Source organism: Bathymodiolus heckerae thiotrophic gill symbiont (genome assembly GCF_900128515.1).
Taxonomy (GTDB): domain Bacteria; phylum Pseudomonadota; class Gammaproteobacteria; order PS1; family Pseudothioglobaceae; genus Thioglobus_A.
The window spans coordinates 1-17,886 of sequence record NZ_FQTP01000035.1 but is presented as its reverse complement, the minus strand read 5'-3'; the positions used below and the strand labels follow the sequence as shown (position 1 = coordinate 17,886).

Below are 17,886 nucleotides of genomic sequence, written 5' to 3'. Positions count from 1 at the left end.
GTGTTAGGTTGATTTGCCAAATGCAGGGCTTCTAGTTTAAACGCTTTGGTAAAGGCTGTGTATTTTCTGGTCATTTTGGACTCCTAAATTGTTGTAATTTGGTGTCCAGTTTATTGGGGGAACTTCATAGATTTATCTAATTCAAAATTAGACAGATATGGGCAACTAAGCCCTGTGTCTTTGGCTATTTTGTTTTTAGATATGCCAAATTCAAGGCATGCTGATTTTGCTTGTTGTGATGTAATCATCATTGTATTTACTCCATAAAATTAAAAAACGCCCTGATATACAGGGTATTTAGTAATCTTACGCAATCCTTACGATTTTGTAAATACCTGATAAATAGCAACAGGTTGTAAACAATGAGTTACTATAAATAACTAGGTAAATCAATGTTTTAAATTGGTGGGCCTACTTGGACTTGAACCAAGGACCAATCGATTATGAGTCGATTGCTCTAACCAGCTGAGCTATAGGCCCGTTAAACGGATAGATTACGAATCTAAGAAACTTTGCAGTTTGTGAGCACGAGAAGGGTGCCTTAACTTTCTTAATGCTTTAGCTTCGATTTGACGAATGCGTTCGCGAGTTACATCAAATTGTCTGCCGACTTCCTCTAATGTGTGATCGGTATTCATTTCAATGCCGAAACGCATCTTGAGTACTTTTGCCTCACGTGGAGAAAGGTTATTTAGCAATTCACTAGTTGTTTCTTTTAAACTTTCTTTGGTTGTAATATCTACAGGTGAAGAAAGGTTTGTATCTTCAATAAAGTCACCAATATTTGAATCTTCATCATCGCCTACTGGTGTTTCCATTGATAAAGGCTCTTTGGCAATTTTAAGGATTTTAATAATTTTGTATTCTGGCAATTCCATCTCAATGGCCAATTCTTCAGGTGTCGCTTCACGACCAAATTTTTGCAATAATTGACGACGAACACGATTAAGCTTATTAATGGTTTCAATCATGTGTACTGGAATACGAATCGTACGTGCTTGATCTGCAATAGAGCGAGTAATAGCTTGACGAATCCACCACGTTGCATAAGTTGAGAATTTGTAACCACGACGATATTCAAATTTATCAACAGCCTTCATTAGACCCACATTGCCTTCTTGAATTAAATCTAAGAATTGCAGTCCACGGTTGGCATATTTTTTAGCAATAGAAATAACTAATCTTAAGTTGGCTTCAATCATTTGTGATTTGGCCAGCTTAGCGCGACGATCACCTTTACGGTAAAGTTTGTTTAACGCTTTTAATTCAGCGATGGTTAGATGCATTTCCTCTTCATACTCATGAAGATTTTTTTGTGCATAAAAAATTTCATCTTTAGAGCTAGAGCCCTCTAAAGCTTTAGAAATTTTATCATCAAGCTTTGCTTCTTTTAGCCAGTTGTAGTTGGTTTCATTGCCAGTATATAATTCAAAGAAATCTAGTCGCTCCATGCCAGCATATAGACAAGCATTTTGAATGGTTTTTTCTTGTTTTTTAACCTGCGCAACGCGATCACAAATTACCTCCATCATAGTGGATACTAATTTTGGTGCTAGACGTAAGTCTGATAAAGCTTCAGATAGGTTTACACGTGCAGCGATTGTTTTCTTGTGACGAAAGCCGTGTTTTTCATTAAGCTCTTCATAGCTTTTAGAGCCGTTTAAAACAGTATCAAATCGAGTATTTACTTTCTCTTCATCTGGACCAGTGTACTCCATTTCTTCCATGTCTTCATATTCTTCATCGTCATCAAATTCACCTGCATCAAAAGCGGCTTTTTTTGCTTCAAAATCAGCGGCGTCACCTTGGTAGCCAATAATAACGTCAGTCATTTTACATTTTCCTTCTTCAAGGCGTTTGTGCGCCTTGAAGAAGTAGCCCGTAATTGATGGGTATAAGGTGATTGACTTCATGATTTCAAAAACACCCGCTTCAATTTCTTTAGCAATACGAACTTCGTCTTTTTGCTCGAGTAGGGCCACTACACCCATTTCACGCATGTACATTCTAACTGGATCTGTGGTTCTGCCAAATTCAGAGTCTAGGGCTGCAAGTGCTGCAACAGCTGCTTCTGCAGAAGTAGCCTGTGCTTTTGCACCTGATTCAACAACCAATGTATCAGCATCAGGAATGGTGTCAGAAACGGTAATATCTAACTCTTCTAAAATGGTAACAATAGGTTCCATTTGCTCTTGCGTTAATAAGTCTTCCGGCAAGATGTCGTTGATTTCAGAGTAGGTTAAATAGCCTTTCTCCTTACCAACCATGATAAGTTTTTGTAGCGCTTGCTTGTGTGCTTTAGTAGTAGATTTCATAGAATAATGCGTTTTGACAAACCAGATGATGGATTATACACAAAGTTGCCTTATAAAAATCATAGCCTTGCGTGGATTTTTATAAGGGGTGATTATTGAATATCGGCAAAAATATTAATGATAGATTGCTCTTCACTAATGCGTTTGATGACTTCAGCCATAATTGGTGCAATGGATAGCTGCCTAATCTTACTGCAGTTAGCTGCATCAGCAGTTAACGGGATGGTGTTAGTGGTTACCAATTCATCTAGTTCTGAATTATTAATATTGTCAATTGCGTTGCCTGATAACACTGCGTGCGTTGCATAAGCAACCACTTTTTTAGCGCCTCTTTCTTTTAAGATGCCAGCTGCTTGACATAAAGTACCAGCAGTATCGACCATATCATCAATGAGGACACAAGTTTTGCCTTCAACATCACCAATAACATTCATAACTTTGACCATATTTGGTGCAGGGCGACGCTTATCGATAATAGCCAAATCTGCATCATTAAGTTTTTTGGCAGCAGCACGAGCTCGAACTACTCCACCAACATCTGGCGAAACAACAACGATATCTTGATAGTTTTGTTTGATGATATCGTCAAGCAAAACAGGCTGTGCATAAATATTATCAATAGGAATATCAAAAAATCCTTGAATTTGATCCGCGTGCAAATCAACCGTTAAAATTCGATCAATGCCTGAAGCTTCAACCATCTTAGCGGCAAGCTTAGCAGTAATCGGTACACGGGTTAAGCGCGAACGACGATCTTGTCTCGAGTAGCCAAAATACGGAACAACGGCAGTAATTCGCGCAGCAGAAGAGCGCTTTAAAGCATCAGCCATTACTAATAATTCCATCAATGTTTCAGCGGGAGAGGGTCCGCAAGTTGGCTGAATAATGAACACATCACAGCCACGAACATTTTCTAAAATTTCAACTTGTGATTCACCATCACTAAATCTACCGACAATTGCTTTGCCTTGGGCAATGTTTAAACTAGAAATAATTTCACCAGAAAGTAGTGGATTAGCGTTGCCGCTAAAGATTTTGATCGTGTCAAGAGACATAGGAATTGTTGTTTGGTTGAGAATTGATTAAATTATACTACGATAAGAAAGCAAAAATATGATTTGCTTGTGGCTTTGAGTAAATAAAAGACATAAAAAAACCGCATCTTAATTAAGATGCGGTTTTTAGAAAATGGCTGGGCTGGCAGGATTTGAACCTGCGCATGACGGGATCAAAACCCGTTGCCTTACCGCTTGGCGACAGCCCATTTAAGTACTGGAGAAGAATTAATTGCTTTCGCAGTAAAACTCATCCATTTTTTTGGCATTTTTTCTAATGCTACTATAGCATCTTTTTCTGTGGAAAATTCAGCAAAAACACTGCTACCTGTACCACTCATCCTTGCTTTTCCAATTAGGTTTGAACATGTACTAAGCTGTTCCAAGGCAAGTCTGATTTCATCTGTTTGCGCTAGCGCCGCTTTCAAACAATCATTTCGAGTATTTGTCAGCTCAGAGAAGTCCGATATTTTCCCTATCATTGGGCTCATTGTCAATGCTTTGTGCGAGAATATTTCTCTGGTTGAGATGTGTTGGTTGACAAATACAACTAAAAACACATGCTTTGGCGTGTCAATCGGACTTAATATTTCTCCCACACCTTCGGCCCAAGCGCTTTTTGCATTAATAAAAAGCGGCACGTCAGCGCCAAGTCTTAAGCCGAGCTGCATTAACTCTTGCTGATTTAAGCCGATATCCCAAAGTTTATTAAGTGCAATCAATGTAGTGGACGCATCAGATGATCCACCACCCAGACCGCCGCCAGCAGGAATGCGCTTAACAATCGAAATATTAACGCCAAGTATTGTCTGGCTAATTTTCTGTAAAAGCTTGGCAGCACGAACAGTTAAATCAGTATCTGGATCAACATCATCGTTGCCAGACACTCGATTAATGATGCCATTATTAGTGACTTCGAAGCTTAGCTCATCATGGTAATCGAGCAGCTGAAAAATAGTTTGGAGATTGTGATAGCCATCTTCGCGCTTGCTGTTGATATGCAAAAATAGATTTATTTTTGCGGGTGCAAGCCAGGTATTTGGCGTGCTAGACATCAATAAAGACGTCTCGATAATATTTAAGCTCGTCAATTGAATCACGAATATCGGCCAAGGCTAGATGAGCTGGCTCACCTTCGCGAATCATTTTGACTTCTGGTTTCCAACGTACCAATAGCTCCTTAAGAGTTGAAACATCGATATGACGATAGTGGAAGAATTTTTCCAGTTCCGGCATGTAGTTGTATAAAAATCGTCTGTCTTGACAAATGGTATTGCCACACATGGGTGAAGCGCCAGCATTGACATATTTTTCTAAAAATTCAATAGTTTGTTTTTCAGCTTGCTTGCTGGAAATAATACTATCTTTAACGCGTTGGACTAGACCTGAATTAGTATGGTGTTCGGTGTTCCATTCATCCATACCCGCCAATATTTCACCACTTTGATGAATGACCAGTGAAGGGCCTTCTGCCAAAATATTGAGATCTTTATCAGTCACAATAGTGGCAATTTCGATAATTACATCACGCTCTGGCAGTAAGCCAGTCATTTCTAAATCGATCCAAATTAAGTTAGTTTCTTTGTTTATAATAATCTCCTAGCAGCCGGTTGATTCACGTACAAAATCGTCTAATTTTTGATGCGCAGAACCTTTGTTTAAAATTTTTATCGCTTTATCAATACCTTTTTTCAGTGAGTCGGTTAGGCCACTAACATAAATTGCAGCACCTGCATTTAAAGCAATAATATTTTTAGCGGCACCATCTTTGCCATCAAGTGCTTGCTGAATAAGCACTAAAGAACTTTCGGCATCTTCTGCTTTGATATCTTTTAAATCACCTAATGGCAAGCCAAAATCAGTTGGGTGAATGGTATAAGTGGTAACTTTTCCATCTTTAAGTTCAGCTACAAAAGTGTCATCTGCAATAGAGATTTCATCTAAACCATCATTGGAATGAACCACCATTACGTGTGTTGAGCCAAGGCTTTTTAAAACATTGGCAATAGGCTCAACCAAATCGTGAGCATAAACCCCCATTACTTGAGTTGGCGCCTTGGCTGGATTAGTCAAAGGCCCAAGTACATTGAAAATAGTTCTAACGGCTAATTCTTTGCGTGGACCAATGGCGTGTTTCATGGCCGAATGGTGCGCTGGAGCAAACATGAAGCCAACGCCAATTTTATCCACACTGTTGCTAATTTGTTCGACACTCATATCTAAATTAACACCTGCAGCCTCTAAAACATCGGCACTACCTGATTTTGAAGAAATAGATCGATTGCCATGTTTGGCAACCGAGCCGCCAGCCGCCGCAACCACGAAAGCACAGGCTGTAGAAATATTGAACAACCCCAAGCCGTCTCCACCAGTACCACAAGTGTCTACCAAATGCTTGTTATTTTTAATCACGACGCCTTTGGCTAATGAGCGCATTACCTTGGCACTAGCAGTGATTTCCGATACAGTTTCGCCTTTCATAGAAAGCCCAACTAAAAAAGCGCCAATTTGTGCATCAGTGGTTTTTCCGGTCATGATGTCGGTCATGACATTATGCATTTGGCTTTCGTCTAAGTCTTGTTTGGCAATAACTGTTTTGATCGCTTGTTGTATATTCATGGGTTAGTTTTTACTCATTAGAGCTTCAATGTCATTAATAGTTTTGATAAGATTTCCAGTTAAGACCGTGTTGCCAGACTCTGTTACTAGAATATCGTCCTCAATTCTGATGCCGATATCAGCATAAATTGAATTGATTTTATCATCCTTACGAATGTAAATGCCGGGTTCAACTGTAATCACCATACCTTTTTCAAAATTTCGATGTTGTTGCTTGTGTTGATATTTACCAACATCGTGAACATCCATACCTAGCCAGTGCCCTGTGCCATGCATGTAAAACTTTGAAAGCGGTTCGCCAGCTTTAAGTAAGCCGAGCAACTCAAGCCCTTGTTGAATAATACTAGAAGCGATTTTGTGTGGCTCGTGCACGCTAACCCCTGGCTTAATGCATTCAATAGCAGCTAGTTGAGCATCAAGAACAATTTGATAAATGCTTTTTTGTGCGTCGCTAAAACGACCATTAATTGGAAATACTCGACTGACATCACTGGCGTAGTTGTTAAACTCACAACCTGCATCAATGAGTACTAAGTCCCCATCATTAAGCGGTTGATTGTTTTTAATATAATGCAAAATGCAGGCGTTTTTACCGCCGGCAACAATTGGCGTGTAAGCATGCTCGGCATTATTTTTAACAAAGTGTGCGTCAAATACACTTTGTAAATCACACTCTAACATGCCAGGAGCCACATACTGCATAGCTTGTTGATGTGCAATGATTGAAATGTCAGCAGCTTTTTGCATGGTTTTAATTTCAGACTCATCTTTAATTAAACGCATTTTATGCAAAGGCTCTTGCAAGCTTTTAATGCTGTAATCAGCTAACAACCCTGTGATTTTTGCATCAAATTCACAGGGTTTCGCATCGAAATAAATAGTGCTATCAGTTGAAATTAATTGAGATAATTGATCTTCCAGGTTGTTGATGTTTAAAGCCTGGTTAAGTTTTAAAACTTCTGGCGCATCGATTAGTCCTAGTCGCTCACCATCCCAAATTTCACGAGCTGGATCTTTATCTCTTAAAAACATTGAATAATGTTTGCGACTAATCACTGCAACTGCCTCTGGCTCTTCAAATCCAGTCAAATAGAAAAAATCACTTTGTGGGCGAAATGCATAAGTAACATCACCATTTCTGAACTGCTCAGGATTGGTCGAAATGATGACTAACGCATTATCATCTAACTGGCTTAGTAATTCTTTTTGTCTGTTTTGATGTATCATTATTTTTCAAGTCAATTTAGTAGCGCAAAGATACCATGAAACAAGTCCGCTTGTACCAAAATTCCCCTTTGAAAATTAATGATATCTTTCTATTGGATGAATATGGATCGCATCATTTGGGCAAAGTTTTACGCTTTCCTCAAGGTCAAGATATTATGCTGTTTAATGGAGATGGCTATAACTATCAAGCAACCGTTATTAGTATTAAAAAACGATGTGAAGTGAATATTGTTGCTCGCTTTGAAAACCTAAGTGAATCAAAACTAACATTAACCTTGGCACAAGGTATTGTCAAGGGTGAAAAAATGGATTTTTTGATACAAAAGGCAGTGGAATTAGGGATAAGTCAAATTGTGCCTATTTTTACTCAGTGCTGTGTGGTTAGACTCAAAGGTGAAAAACTCAAAAAACGCACGCAACATTGGCAAAAAATTATCATTGGCGCTTGCGAGCAATCAGGCAGATCTGTTGTGCCAACATTATTTGAGCCAATAGAATTTGAAGATTTCATTGAACAAGATTTTGGTCAAAAATTTGTATTACATCATCGAGCTGAACAATCTTTACTAGCCTGTGAAAGAGCAACTCAAGCAACCATCATTATCGGCCCAGAGGGCGGTTTAAATGAAATTGAAATTAAGCATGCTATTGATTGCAATGCTCAGCCGTTGTTGTTAGGTTCTAGAGTATTAAGAACAGAAACCGCATCATTGGCAGCAATTGCCAATATGCAGTTATTATGGGGTAGTTAGGATTTTTAGAGCCTTTTGAATTGGCTCTAATACGTGAACTAATTTTTTACGAATGGCTGATCCAGTCAAATTATGCGCTGAAATAGTTCTGACTACTAAGCGCTCATTCACACCTGCCAATAACAATCTTGCATCAAGCTGATTTTGTTCATTATTGGCAACTAGTGATAAATCACTGATTTGATCAGTAATCTTTTCAATGGAATTTTGAAAGCTAATGCTTTGATGCTGCATATATCGCCCCAATACTTCTAAAGCGCGATACAACACATATTCTTGATTGATTTTCTTAAGAATGTGAGCTAGCGTAGTGAGAAATAATTGCGACTGCTCATTGTTAATAAGTTGTAAATCAGCATGTTCGTAGTTTGGTGTTTTGATGTTGAATTCATTTGGTAAATTACCACTCATACGTTCAACAAATCCCACTAAAAATGCAGTTTTTCTTTGCCCTTGTTTCCACAGCCTGTCTTGATCTTTTTGCTCGATTAATCCCTCTTGCAGCACTAAGCTGGTTGTGTCTATAAGCTGTTCAATATCATTAACAAAAGGTAAAAACTCCAATAAATACTGGGCAATGTCTCGACCCGTTTGAGTCTTTAAAACAAAGGGTTTGGTCAATAAAAAACGTCCAATTTCTGCCTGGTTATTAGTATTAGTGGCGCACCACCAAGTGAGTTTAAGTAATTCATCATCTAGGTTGGTAGAGTTAGAAACAGCAATAACCGCCTCAACTTCTCCAAGCCTTAATAACGATGTTAGGTTTGAAGATTCTACTTGGCCCATTCTAGACCAACGTTTCAAATACGAAGGATAGCCGCCCATTGCACCTAGCACTTGAGTTACCAATAATTTTTTAACTTCTTTAATGTAAGCTTCACTATCACCCTTGGGTTTTAGCTCAATAATTTGCTCTTTAAATTGAGCATTAAGCCCAACTACAGTAAGCTTGTAGGTATCAATGCGTATTGCTATTGAAGTTGCAATAAGTACGTTTAGTTTTAGTGTGTCTTCAGGCTCAAGCATTCAGTAGTCTGTTTAGTTGTGACAAAGGGTGATTGACAACAGAATCTTTAAAAATAATCAAAGAGCATTTGCCGATTTTGATTATCACCAGCAAGCGTGATTGATAGACGCAGTAAACATAAGGATATTTTTGTTGTACGCCAGCATTATCTGTTGTGATAATACTTTGCCCTTGAAGTGCAAAAGTGTGGATTGAGCTTGGCTTATTTAGAAAAATATAAGCACTTAACTTTTGAAAATGAACAACTAAAGCCAAGCTAAATGCAAGGCTGGCATAAATATTAAAGCTATAAAGCCAAACACTTAATAATGTAAAGCCATGAACAATAATAGAAAGACCAAAATATACATTCGAGGCCTGAAGTTTAAAAGTTATTCCTTCAGTCACTATTGCCCAGTTCAACGCCTAGTTCACCAGCTCGATCAAAAGCAGCGCGCATAGCATGAGCAACCATCACATCAAAATTTTGATCTTGAAATGAATCAATTGCCGCTTGTGTTGTGCCATTTGGTGAGGTAACTTTTGCACGTAATTCATGAGCAGAATCTCCACTAGTGCTGGCCATCATGCTAGCGCCTAGCGCTGTTTGGATGCTTAATTTTTGAGCGGTTTGCTCGTCTAATCCCAAAGCAACACCTGCATTTGCCATAGATTCAATCATCAAGAAAAAATAAGCTGGACCACTGCCAGACAATGCGGTAACGGCATCAAGCATTAATTCCTCTTCAACCCATAAACTCTGACCAACACTGTCTAATATATCTCCTGCCAATTGTTTTTGTAAATCAGTAACCGATTCGTTTGCAAATAATCCTGTTACACCTTGGTTTAATAAAGCCGGTGTATTAGGCATGGTGCGCACAATAGATTGATTGCCACCTAGCCAGCGATCAATATCACGTGCACGAACCCCCGCCGCAATCGAAATGATTAGCGTGCCGGTTTTAAGAGTATTTTCTAATTGATGGCAAACTGTTGACAGCACTTGCGGCTTAACGGCTAATACGATTACATCACAATGAGTGACGAGTTTGACGTTATCCGTAAAGACTTCGAGGTTAAATTCATCTTTTCTCAGGGATAATAGCGCTTCATTGGTATCACTAAGCTTAATTTGCTTAGCAGAAGTGCCATTATTAATAAGTCCAGACATAATCGCATAGGCCATATTGCCTGCGCCAATAAAACCAATTGTTGTTGAGTTTTGCATTACAATGTTTTTTTAAATTTAGTCTGTGACTATTCTACCAAATTAACCAAAGAGGTATTTAGCGTGAGTACAAAAAAATTCAATCCAAAATTAATTATGATCGATGTTGATGGAACACTAGTAGATAGCGTTCCAGATTTGGCATTTTGTGTAGATGAAACCATGAAAGCCATGGGCAGAGATACTTGGGGTGAATCGCAAGTTCTCCATTGGGTGGGTAATGGTGTACCAAAATTGGTAGAAAGATCATTAACTGGAGAGCTAGAAGGCACGGTGGATAAGGCTGATTTTGATAAGGCTTATCCGATTTTCTTGGAATTGTATTCAAAAAATACATCAGTGCGCTCATGTTTGTATGACGGTGTTAAAGAAGGCTTGGATTATATGAAAGCACAAGGCTACACGCTAGGTTGTGTGACCAATAAAGCTGAGCAGTTCACTTTGCCAATTTTAAAAGATTTAGGTATTTTTGATTATTTTGGCATTGTGGTTTCTGGTGATACACTAGCCAAGAAAAAACCAGATCCATTACCATTACTACACAGTGCTGAGTTTTTCGGTATTGATCCAAAAGACTCTTTAATGTTGGGCGATTCAGTGAGCGATGTAAAAGCATCGCGTGCTGCAGGTTTTAATATTATCTGTATGTCTTATGGCTACAACCACGGCAATGATATTCGTGACACCAATCCTGATTTAGTGATTGACTCAATGGCAGAATTAAAAAACTACTTGTAGTTTCGGAGGAGGGCAGAGCCTTCCTCTTTGGATCGTTGTAACAGTTGTATCCGAATAGTAAATATCATGCGTAAAATGTAGTCATATGGATACATTTGATCAGCAACATATTTGGCATCCTTATGCCAAAGTACCTAATCTAAACAGTGCTTATAAAGTGCTGTCAGCGGATGGTGTTTATTTAAACCTTGAAGGCGATAAGCGTGTTATCGACGGCATGAGTTCTTGGTGGGCGGCAATCCATGGTTATAATCATCCGGTTTTAAACCAAGCAGTAATTGATCAGCTGGGCAAAATGTCACACGTTATGTTTGGTGGCTTAACTCATGATCTTGCTATTGAGCTGGCTAAAATCTTAGTTGATCTGACGCCAGATAATCTAACCAAAGTCTTTTTTACCGATTCAGGCTCAGTTGCAGTTGAGTCAGCTTTGAAAATGGCCTTGCAATATTGGCATAATAAGGGTCAAACAGACAAACATAAATTTGTCACCATTCGGGGTGGCTATCATGGTGATACCTTTGGTGCTATGAGTGTGTGCGACCCAGATAATGGCATGCATCATTTATTTTCAAACGTCTTGTCAAAGCATTATTTTGTAAAAAGCCCCTCTATGGTTGCGATGGATGAGGCGCTACTGGATCTAGAAGAAACTCTAGAACAATATTCAAACAATATTGCAGCGATGATATTAGAACCTGTGGTGCAAGGCGCGGGTGGTATGAGATTGTACAATCCACAATATCTAACCAAGGCCAAAGCGCTTTGTGAAAAATATCAAATACTATTTATTTTGGATGAAATAGCCACAGGATTTGGCCGTACTGGCGAACTCTTTGCGCTTGAATATGTAGATGTTGAGCCAGATATTTTGTGCCTTGGAAAGGCGCTTACAGGTGGCTACATGACGCTGGCCGCCACACTTACTACTGATGAAATATCTAAGGGTGTGGGCACACTCATGCACGGACCAACTTTCATGGCTAATCCATTGGCTTGCAGTGTTGCGATCGCCAGTATTTATTTACTATTAAACTCTCCTTGGCAAGATGATATTGCCAGCATTGAAGCTGTGCTAAATAGCGAGTTAAATTCTTTACGATCGCATGAGAAGGTTGCTGACGTACGTATTTTGGGTGCAATTGGCGTGGTAGAGTTAACCGAAGAGATTGATGTAGAAAAGGTTCAAAAGCTGTTGATCGAACAGGGTGTTTGGCTTAGGCCTTATGGCAAGCTGCTTTACACCATGCCACCATTTTCTATTAGCAAGCAAGAATTGCTTGTTGTTACCAAGGCCATAAAAAAAGTGTTGGAGTCATTATGAAAAAAATCATTTTATTATTAAGTTTATTATCTGCATTCGCTCAGGCGAATGATTATGAAAAGATCAGCGTTGAGGTCGTTGCTGAAAACCTCAATGACCAAGCTTATTACATTCCAGGCTTGTCAGGTTCAGCGACTGAATATGAAGGCTTTATTTCTAATGCAGGTTTTATCGTAACTACCGAAGGTGTGGTTGTGTTTGATGGCCTTGGTACGCCATCATTGGCAAAGGCTATGCTTACAGAAATCAGAAAAATCACTGACTAACCTATTAAGCTAGTGATTGTTAGTCATTATCATGCAGATCACATTTATGGCTTACAAGTATTTAAAGAGCAGGGTGCACAAATTTGGGCGCCAAAAGGCACTTGGGATTATCTAGATTCTGAAATAGCACCAAGCTTATTAGAATCAAGGCGCACGTCGCTTTATCCATGGGTTAATGACGAAACATATTTGGTAGAGCCAGATCGTATCATTGATAAAGATACAAAATTTGCACTAGGTGAGCATGATTTTTTACTAACATATTTTGGCAAAGTGCATTCAGAGGGCGACATGTCTTTATTGAGTCTGAATGATCAAACCCTTTATAGCGGTGATATTATCTTTGAAGGGCGCATTCCTTTTGTGGGCGATGCTGATATTATTAAATGGGCTAAAACACTAGACCAGGTACGTAATATTGAAATGGAATATTTTGTTCCTGGGCACGGAATGGCGTCAGATCAGCCACAAGAAACTATGGATTTAACCTATCGCTATCTTAATTTTTTGATCAAACAGTTGACGTTATTTGTTGATGAAATGACACCTTTTGATGAAGCATATTCAGCTATCGATTGGTCAGAATTTGAAGATGAGCCCGCTTTTGAAGCGGCTAATCGCAAGAATGCTTATGCGGTTTATTTATATTTAGAAAGAGTATTGGATTAATTGCTTATAGATTGTTAGCTATTACTTCTATCTCATGCTGGTTTTTTTCTGGAGATTGAATTTCAATTGCCTTCCAAATACTTAAATAAGAAATAGTGTCTATTACTTTTTTAAGCTTCCCTTTTAGGTTGTTCTTTTTTAGGAATAGTAACAACCCTCCTAGAGTGTTTACTTGCGCAATATAACTTTGTTTAGAGTGCATTTTTTCTGAAAAAATAGTGTAACTAGTCTCATCAAATATTTTTAAAATATCTTCAAAACTTAGATTGATTTCATTAGACATCTTGTCGGCCCAATTCCAACGCCAATAAGCCTTGCCTAAATAGAAGTCATTGAAAATAATCCTCTTTCCTCTTCCAGCTGGCGGGCAGCCCATCGACCTTAATACTCTTCGAACACAATCATCTATTTTTTTACCATCATTAGAATTTAATGCACTATCAAGCATATAAACCCCGGTTTCATTAACGCCATTCATGTTAGAGGCTAAATAGTCTGGCTTAATGCAATCATGTTTAATTAAGTTGATAATAACAATACCCCAAAATCCACAAGAGCCCATGTTTTGCTTGGGAATATTTTCAAATACATTCCAGATTATCTGCTGTGTATCAGTGGGCGGGAATCTAAATTCCGCCTCAGTAAATTTATGGTCAAAAAATACACCTTTTCCGTTGACCATTGTGTCTTTCTCATTAAAAAGGTGGCTGTCTAAATACTGTAAAAACACATCTTTTCCGTTTCTGCACGCTTGCAAAAAATCAATTTGATTGGCTAAAACTTTTTTCTCTTTACCTTCTTGAGAAAGATTTTTTCCAAATCTAAGGTATGCACTTTCATCAATTTTTTTATATTCAATCATTATCTATCCTCGCTGTTTAATGCTGTAATGGCGTAAGGTAGTATTTGCGTGGCTGCCCAGCTAGCATTAAAATCATCACCCTTCCAGTCTTGTCCAGTTTTCTCTTTGAGATTTTCCATGTGCTGTAATAATCCGCTATGGATGTCGGTTTCCTTATCATCTAGGTTGTTCATATAGGCGTAAACATGGCATAAAACCTGAGTGACAATTGACGCTCTCATGGCTGTTTTTGCATCTATAGGCTTACTTGGTATAGGTCTGTTTAATTCATCATATACATCTTGAGCGCAAATAATCGTAATAGGTTGCTCGCCTTCGCCTATTGTGTCGATGACTGTTGTTTTAATTGATCCTTCTGGATAATTTTTATTGATGTCAACACGCATCAATGAAGAAACATCGCCACTGGTGAATTGTAGTTTTAGATGATAGGCTATTCTTGATAATGCAGGAATATCAAACACCTCCCCCTGCCAAAAGCCTGTTAAGCCAGATTGTTTGCTAACAGTAATCTGCTCATCATCTATAACAACAATGCAAGGTGTTATCTCTGGTGCGTAGCTAAAATCAATATCTATATTTTGTTCAGCGCTAATTTCTTGCGTATCCTCATCATAATCCCAATCATCACAAATAAATTTCTGTCTTTCTGCATTATCTTTGTAAAACAAAGTAATTAAGAATTTTGCTTTTTTATTTTTTATTAATTCAGCAATAAATGAATTGCCTTTTAAAGAGTGAGAGATTATTAATTTTCTATCATTTTGATGCTGAATTGCCTCAGCTGTGTAGATGACATGGTCTGAAAAATCACCGCTATCTTGTTTGAGAACAGGAAAGCTCAATATTATTTCATCACTCATTATTTACCTCCATTGCTTTGCTTTAATCCTAGAAATGGCTTTAAAGCCACACCAATGTTTTTAACTTTTTCTGGTTTTTTGACAGTTGCTATAACGTTGTAAACTCCTTCTTCTGAAGCTTTGCCTAGTTTGATTTGGGTCTGATCAGCAGGCTCTTGTTTTATTTCACCATCTTTTTCAATATCAACAAATTTGGGTATAGGTGTGTCTTTATCGTTGACGGATAATTTCACCAAATCAAGCGCTGAATCAGTTGAATTGTTATCAGTGTCCATTGCTAAGCTAACTGAAAAATACACATCATCTTTTAGATCTATTTTGTGTGGTTTAATTCTCATAATTACATCTATAGTGTCACCATTGTCTTTAAATCTGACGGCATTTTTTGATTCTAAAACTCTATTAACAATCACAGGCGCTGGACGTTTTTTACCTTTTCCAGTTTTGTTAACCTTGCCTGTTGGTTGTTTTGGAGTTGGTTTATTGGGTTTTGCTTTGGGTGTTTGACTTTTTGGGCGAGAGTTGTTTTCACCTTGTACTTCTGCTTTGTTGGGGATTTCTAGTAAAGGTATGGCCAAATCAAAACCTTCTCTATCTTTTTCTTGTAAAAAATTCTGAATTTTTTCACTTAACTCTTTAAGTAAGTCTTTCAATTTTTTCTCATCTTTTGGGCTAAGTCTGCCGTTTTCTAATTTGTTATGATATGGATTTTCAGCGCCTTTAACTAAGGAGAATAATTGGCTACAGTCTGAATCATCGACGTTTATAACGATTGAAAATGGCTCAAAATCTTCATTTTTCCTAAGATTATTTATAGGATTTGATAGCATTTTGTCATGCCTTGAGATTAGCATTCCATTCCTTACTAAAGCGATAACTGAATTGGTTTCAATATTATTTCTGATGTGAACACAGACTTTGTCGCCGTTGTCTAGGCTAATTTCTTGTTTTAAACTTTCGTCTTTTACTGTTAACCATAGCTGGTAAATGTCACTACCAGATAAAATACTATCACCTGTTGCCATCTTGCCATCTTTTGATGTAGATAACATAAGCTCAATGTCACTACTATTAATAGAATTAGAAACAATACCATAATCGACATTTATTTCCAATTCTTGCTTGTTGATAGCGTAGAAAAAATTACTAACAATAGCGTAATTAGCCTCCCTTTTCCATTCTGTATTCAGCCCTAAAATAGCAACCATTGAGCCTGTATCAACATCATTCATTTTGTCAGCAATAAAATCAGGATATATTGTTGGAAAGATAAATTTTGGTTTTAATTCATCTTCTGGTGTTTTCTCCAATATTCGACCAATGCTACCTCTCGGAATTTCTTGCTTATCTTCAAATCCTGCCAAAATTGGAGCGCCACTAAACAAGTTTTTAACCTCTCCATTGTCTTTGTATTTACTAGCGTATAAAACATAACGAAGTGATGACAAAAAATAAGAGGATAAATGTCCAACGCCAAATGATCCGCCAGATGACTCGTCTGACTTAACACTTCGATCTCCTATTAAACCATTTAAGATATTGGGCGATATACCTATCCCATTATCAACAAACATTAGAATATCTAGTTCATCTTGTTTTAACGCTTCTTTCATGAAAGCAACAGTTTGCTTAGCATTATGACCAAAACTTCCTACACTTTTTTGGAATTCCACAGCTTGATTTAAGTAATCTTCGTAGCTTTCTATATGTGGGATATCAGATTTTTTGATACTTTCAATGTAGATATTAATTTCACACTTTTCATTTTTAGCATCCTTAGAAGCATCTAGACTATTTTGCAATAATTCCCTAATAGGATTGGCGTAACCACTTTTTTTATCGGCTAATTTTTTCGAGGTAAAACCTTCAGTTTCACCCGCTCTAAAATATAATTCTGACATTTCTTATACTCCTTTTAATCGGTGCAATTACATGGAATTGCGCTATCTAATTTTAATAATTCTGGATCAATTTTTTCACCACTAACAACCTTATTCTTGATATCTTCAAAAACAAGTGTTTTAACAGGACCAAAAAATCCAACATATTTAGGTGCTTTTTCTGAAGTTATTTCTCTTTCTTCTGCTATCAAGTTTCGGCTGTATTTTTTTTCTATGTTTATCCACCAATCTATACTTTCTGGCGTATCTTTATCGACATTTTTTTCTAGTTGCAATGTGGCAATTTGTTGTAATTTCGCCTTACTTTTAAGTGGACAATAAAGGCAATTAGAGAAAAGCCCCGTATTAGACAATCTTAAATTAAAATCCTGTTCTTTCCAAAACTCTATCACTTGATCTTGGGTGATTCTGTCATCAACCAATGGGGCAAGAATTCCCTCACCATGTGGCTGATTAAACAAAGATTTTCCTTGGTTCTCTTGCGCCTCATCAATTCGGTTTTCAATCTTGGTTATTCGTCTTTGCTCATCACTTCTAATGCCTAATACAGAAATATAATCAATGGCAAGATCGCCATATAATTGAGCTTTATTGCCAATTACACTGTCTTCTAAAACATCATTATTGATGACTATATCGGCATTAGTCCAATCCTTCCAATATTGTCTTGGCCTTACAAAGCTACAGCTTCGAACGAAGGCTTTTTTAGATAATAAAATATTGTCTGGTACGCTACCGCCATTTTTTTTATGTGTTTTTATTACATCAGCATTTGACATTTTGGGCGTGTTTCCATAATGCCCTAGTCTTTCAATACTTTGTTTTTGTGCAAACCAATCACTTAAAAAAGCATTGGTGATAAAAATTTTCATTGATACAGTGCAAATTCTAGATACCATGCTTGGCAAAAACCCACCAAGTGAAACCATTTCTTCAAACACCTCCCCCTTGTATCGATAGCCATCAGGGTTGTCTTGACTATGGGGCTGGTCATTAACTAATTTATAAGATGGTTTTCTAGACCATTGGTAGGTATTACTTGAGTCTTCATAAGTTTG

At 37.7% G+C, this 17,886-nt stretch carries 18 protein-coding genes, 2 tRNA genes and 1 pseudogene; 5 read left to right on the top strand and 16 right to left on the bottom strand.

Features of this window, described 5'->3' with window-relative positions:
• Positions 1-110 precede the first annotated feature (110 nt).
• The 9 genes from BTHERMOSOX_RS05825 to BTHERMOSOX_RS05785 all read right to left on the bottom strand — a co-directional run bounded on the left by BTHERMOSOX_RS05825 (position 111) and on the right by BTHERMOSOX_RS05785 (position 7,216).
• Positions 111-251, bottom strand: a complete 141-nt coding sequence (locus BTHERMOSOX_RS05825; protein WP_171004661.1) for a helix-turn-helix domain-containing protein — start codon at positions 249-251, stop codon at positions 111-113.
• 152 nt (positions 252-403) lie between these two features.
• A tRNA-Ile gene (locus tag BTHERMOSOX_RS05820) sits at positions 404-480 on the bottom strand.
• A 14-nt stretch (positions 481-494) separates the two neighbouring features.
• Entirely contained in the window at positions 495-2,315 is a 1,821-nt protein-coding gene (gene rpoD / locus BTHERMOSOX_RS05815; protein WP_138120180.1) for an RNA polymerase sigma factor RpoD, read from the bottom strand.
• Positions 2,316-2,407: 92 nt separating this feature from the next.
• Entirely contained in the window at positions 2,408-3,370 is a 963-nt protein-coding gene (locus BTHERMOSOX_RS05810) for a ribose-phosphate pyrophosphokinase (protein ID WP_138120179.1), read from the bottom strand.
• A gap of 134 nt (positions 3,371-3,504) precedes the next feature.
• Positions 3,505-3,579: transfer RNA gene (locus BTHERMOSOX_RS05805), tRNA-Gln, on the bottom strand.
• Positions 3,559-4,425: a 4-(cytidine 5'-diphospho)-2-C-methyl-D-erythritol kinase gene (gene ispE, locus BTHERMOSOX_RS05800; protein WP_138120178.1), complete on the bottom strand. Its 867-nt coding sequence runs from the start codon at positions 4,423-4,425 to the stop codon at positions 3,559-3,561. Before ispE ends, BTHERMOSOX_RS05805 begins: the two co-directional genes overlap by 21 nt.
• A complete protein-coding gene (gene orn, locus BTHERMOSOX_RS05795) occupies positions 4,418-4,960 on the bottom strand; it encodes an oligoribonuclease (RefSeq protein ID WP_138120177.1) in 543 nt (180 codons plus the stop codon). The genes ispE and orn overlap by 8 nt, the downstream gene beginning before the upstream one ends.
• 9 nt (positions 4,961-4,969) lie before the next feature.
• Entirely contained in the window at positions 4,970-5,989 is a 1,020-nt protein-coding gene (trpD, locus tag BTHERMOSOX_RS05790; protein ID WP_138120176.1) for an anthranilate phosphoribosyltransferase, read from the bottom strand.
• Between the two features lie 3 nt (positions 5,990-5,992).
• Positions 5,993-7,216 carry an aminopeptidase P N-terminal domain-containing protein gene (locus BTHERMOSOX_RS05785; protein WP_138120175.1) on the bottom strand — a complete coding sequence of 408 codons (1,224 nt, stop codon included), beginning with the start codon at positions 7,214-7,216 and terminating at the stop codon, positions 5,993-5,995.
• A gap of 35 nt (positions 7,217-7,251) precedes the next feature.
• Here BTHERMOSOX_RS05785 and BTHERMOSOX_RS05780 point away from each other — a divergent pair, with 35 nt between their 5' ends.
• Positions 7,252-7,968: a 16S rRNA (uracil(1498)-N(3))-methyltransferase gene (locus BTHERMOSOX_RS05780; RefSeq protein ID WP_138120174.1), complete on the top strand. Its 717-nt coding sequence runs from the start codon at positions 7,252-7,254 to the stop codon at positions 7,966-7,968.
• On the opposite strand, the gene BTHERMOSOX_RS05775 is transcribed toward BTHERMOSOX_RS05780, so the two are convergent.
• From BTHERMOSOX_RS05775 to proC, 3 genes are read right to left on the bottom strand one after another with little or no spacing between them, the layout of a single operon-like run.
• Complete coding sequence (locus tag BTHERMOSOX_RS05775; RefSeq protein ID WP_138120173.1) at positions 7,954-8,994, bottom strand: hypothetical protein; 1,041 nt, start codon at positions 8,992-8,994, stop codon at positions 7,954-7,956. The two genes, BTHERMOSOX_RS05780 and BTHERMOSOX_RS05775, sit on opposite strands and share 15 nt — an antisense overlap.
• Complete coding sequence (locus BTHERMOSOX_RS05770) at positions 8,987-9,397, bottom strand: hypothetical protein (RefSeq protein WP_138120172.1); 411 nt, start codon at positions 9,395-9,397, stop codon at positions 8,987-8,989. The genes BTHERMOSOX_RS05775 and BTHERMOSOX_RS05770 overlap by 8 nt, the downstream gene beginning before the upstream one ends.
• Positions 9,375-10,205, bottom strand: a complete 831-nt coding sequence (gene proC, locus BTHERMOSOX_RS05765; RefSeq protein ID WP_138120171.1) for a pyrroline-5-carboxylate reductase — start codon at positions 10,203-10,205, stop codon at positions 9,375-9,377. Before proC ends, BTHERMOSOX_RS05770 begins: the two co-directional genes overlap by 23 nt.
• Before the next feature lie 63 nt (positions 10,206-10,268).
• On the opposite strand from proC, the gene BTHERMOSOX_RS05760 reads away from it, so the two are divergent.
• From BTHERMOSOX_RS05760 to BTHERMOSOX_RS05745, 4 genes are all read left to right on the top strand, one after another.
• Complete coding sequence (locus BTHERMOSOX_RS05760; RefSeq protein ID WP_138120170.1) at positions 10,269-10,943, top strand: phosphoglycolate phosphatase; 675 nt, start codon at positions 10,269-10,271, stop codon at positions 10,941-10,943.
• A gap of 85 nt (positions 10,944-11,028) precedes the next feature.
• Positions 11,029-12,267, top strand: a complete 1,239-nt coding sequence (gene bioA / locus BTHERMOSOX_RS05755) for an adenosylmethionine--8-amino-7-oxononanoate transaminase (protein ID WP_138120169.1) — start codon at positions 11,029-11,031, stop codon at positions 12,265-12,267.
• Positions 12,264-12,533 (top strand): MBL fold metallo-hydrolase, encoded by a 270-nt coding sequence (locus BTHERMOSOX_RS05750; protein ID WP_138120168.1) that lies wholly within the window; start codon positions 12,264-12,266, stop codon positions 12,531-12,533. Before bioA ends, BTHERMOSOX_RS05750 begins: the two co-directional genes overlap by 4 nt.
• Before the next feature lie 12 nt (positions 12,534-12,545).
• A complete protein-coding gene (locus BTHERMOSOX_RS05745; RefSeq protein ID WP_171004660.1) occupies positions 12,546-13,202 on the top strand; it encodes an MBL fold metallo-hydrolase in 657 nt (218 codons plus the stop codon).
• A 4-nt stretch (positions 13,203-13,206) separates the two neighbouring features.
• On the opposite strand, the gene BTHERMOSOX_RS05740 is transcribed toward BTHERMOSOX_RS05745, so the two are convergent.
• The 4 genes and pseudogenes from BTHERMOSOX_RS05740 to BTHERMOSOX_RS05725 form a co-directional block, all read right to left on the bottom strand.
• Positions 13,207-14,064, bottom strand: coding sequence for a hypothetical protein (locus BTHERMOSOX_RS05740; protein WP_138120166.1), 858 nt, complete (start codon positions 14,062-14,064; stop codon positions 13,207-13,209).
• On the bottom strand, positions 14,064-14,927 hold the full coding sequence (locus BTHERMOSOX_RS05735) for a hypothetical protein (RefSeq protein WP_138120165.1): 864 nt from the start codon (positions 14,925-14,927) through the stop codon (positions 14,064-14,066). Before BTHERMOSOX_RS05735 ends, BTHERMOSOX_RS05740 begins: the two co-directional genes overlap by 1 nt.
• Entirely contained in the window at positions 14,927-16,828 is a 1,902-nt protein-coding gene (locus BTHERMOSOX_RS05730; RefSeq protein WP_138120164.1) for a hypothetical protein, read from the bottom strand. The genes BTHERMOSOX_RS05735 and BTHERMOSOX_RS05730 overlap by 1 nt, the downstream gene beginning before the upstream one ends.
• 14 nt (positions 16,829-16,842) lie before the next feature.
• Positions 16,843-17,886: pseudogene (locus BTHERMOSOX_RS05725) on the bottom strand (hypothetical protein); the annotation flags it as partial.

Excerpts from the sequence above, each read along its gene's own strand:
- BTHERMOSOX_RS05740 (WP_138120166.1), bottom strand. The coding sequence starts at position 14,064 with ATGATTGAATATAAAAAAATTGATGAAAGTGCATACCTTAGATTTGGA.
- ispE (WP_138120178.1), bottom strand. The coding sequence starts at position 4,425 with ATGTCTAGCACGCCAAATACCTGGCTTGCACCCGCAAAAATAAATCTA.
- proC (WP_138120171.1), bottom strand. The coding sequence starts at position 10,205 with ATGCAAAACTCAACAACAATTGGTTTTATTGGCGCAGGCAATATGGCC.
- rpoD (WP_138120180.1), bottom strand. The coding sequence starts at position 2,315 with ATGAAATCTACTACTAAAGCACACAAGCAAGCGCTACAAAAACTTATC.
- bioA (WP_138120169.1), top strand. The coding sequence starts at position 11,029 with ATGGATACATTTGATCAGCAACATATTTGGCATCCTTATGCCAAAGTA.
- BTHERMOSOX_RS05775 (WP_138120173.1), bottom strand. The coding sequence starts at position 8,994 with ATGCTTGAGCCTGAAGACACACTAAAACTAAACGTACTTATTGCAACT.
- BTHERMOSOX_RS05825 (WP_171004661.1), bottom strand. The coding sequence starts at position 251 with ATGATGATTACATCACAACAAGCAAAATCAGCATGCCTTGAATTTGGC.
- BTHERMOSOX_RS05810 (WP_138120179.1), bottom strand. The coding sequence starts at position 3,370 with ATGTCTCTTGACACGATCAAAATCTTTAGCGGCAACGCTAATCCACTA.
- BTHERMOSOX_RS05735 (WP_138120165.1), bottom strand. The coding sequence starts at position 14,927 with ATGAGTGATGAAATAATATTGAGCTTTCCTGTTCTCAAACAAGATAGC.
- BTHERMOSOX_RS05780 (WP_138120174.1), top strand. The coding sequence starts at position 7,252 with ATGAAACAAGTCCGCTTGTACCAAAATTCCCCTTTGAAAATTAATGAT.
- trpD (WP_138120176.1), bottom strand. The coding sequence starts at position 5,989 with ATGAATATACAACAAGCGATCAAAACAGTTATTGCCAAACAAGACTTA.
- BTHERMOSOX_RS05785 (WP_138120175.1), bottom strand. The coding sequence starts at position 7,216 with ATGATACATCAAAACAGACAAAAAGAATTACTAAGCCAGTTAGATGAT.
- BTHERMOSOX_RS05730 (WP_138120164.1), bottom strand. The coding sequence starts at position 16,828 with ATGTCAGAATTATATTTTAGAGCGGGTGAAACTGAAGGTTTTACCTCG.
- BTHERMOSOX_RS05750 (WP_138120168.1), top strand. The coding sequence starts at position 12,264 with ATGAAAAAAATCATTTTATTATTAAGTTTATTATCTGCATTCGCTCAG.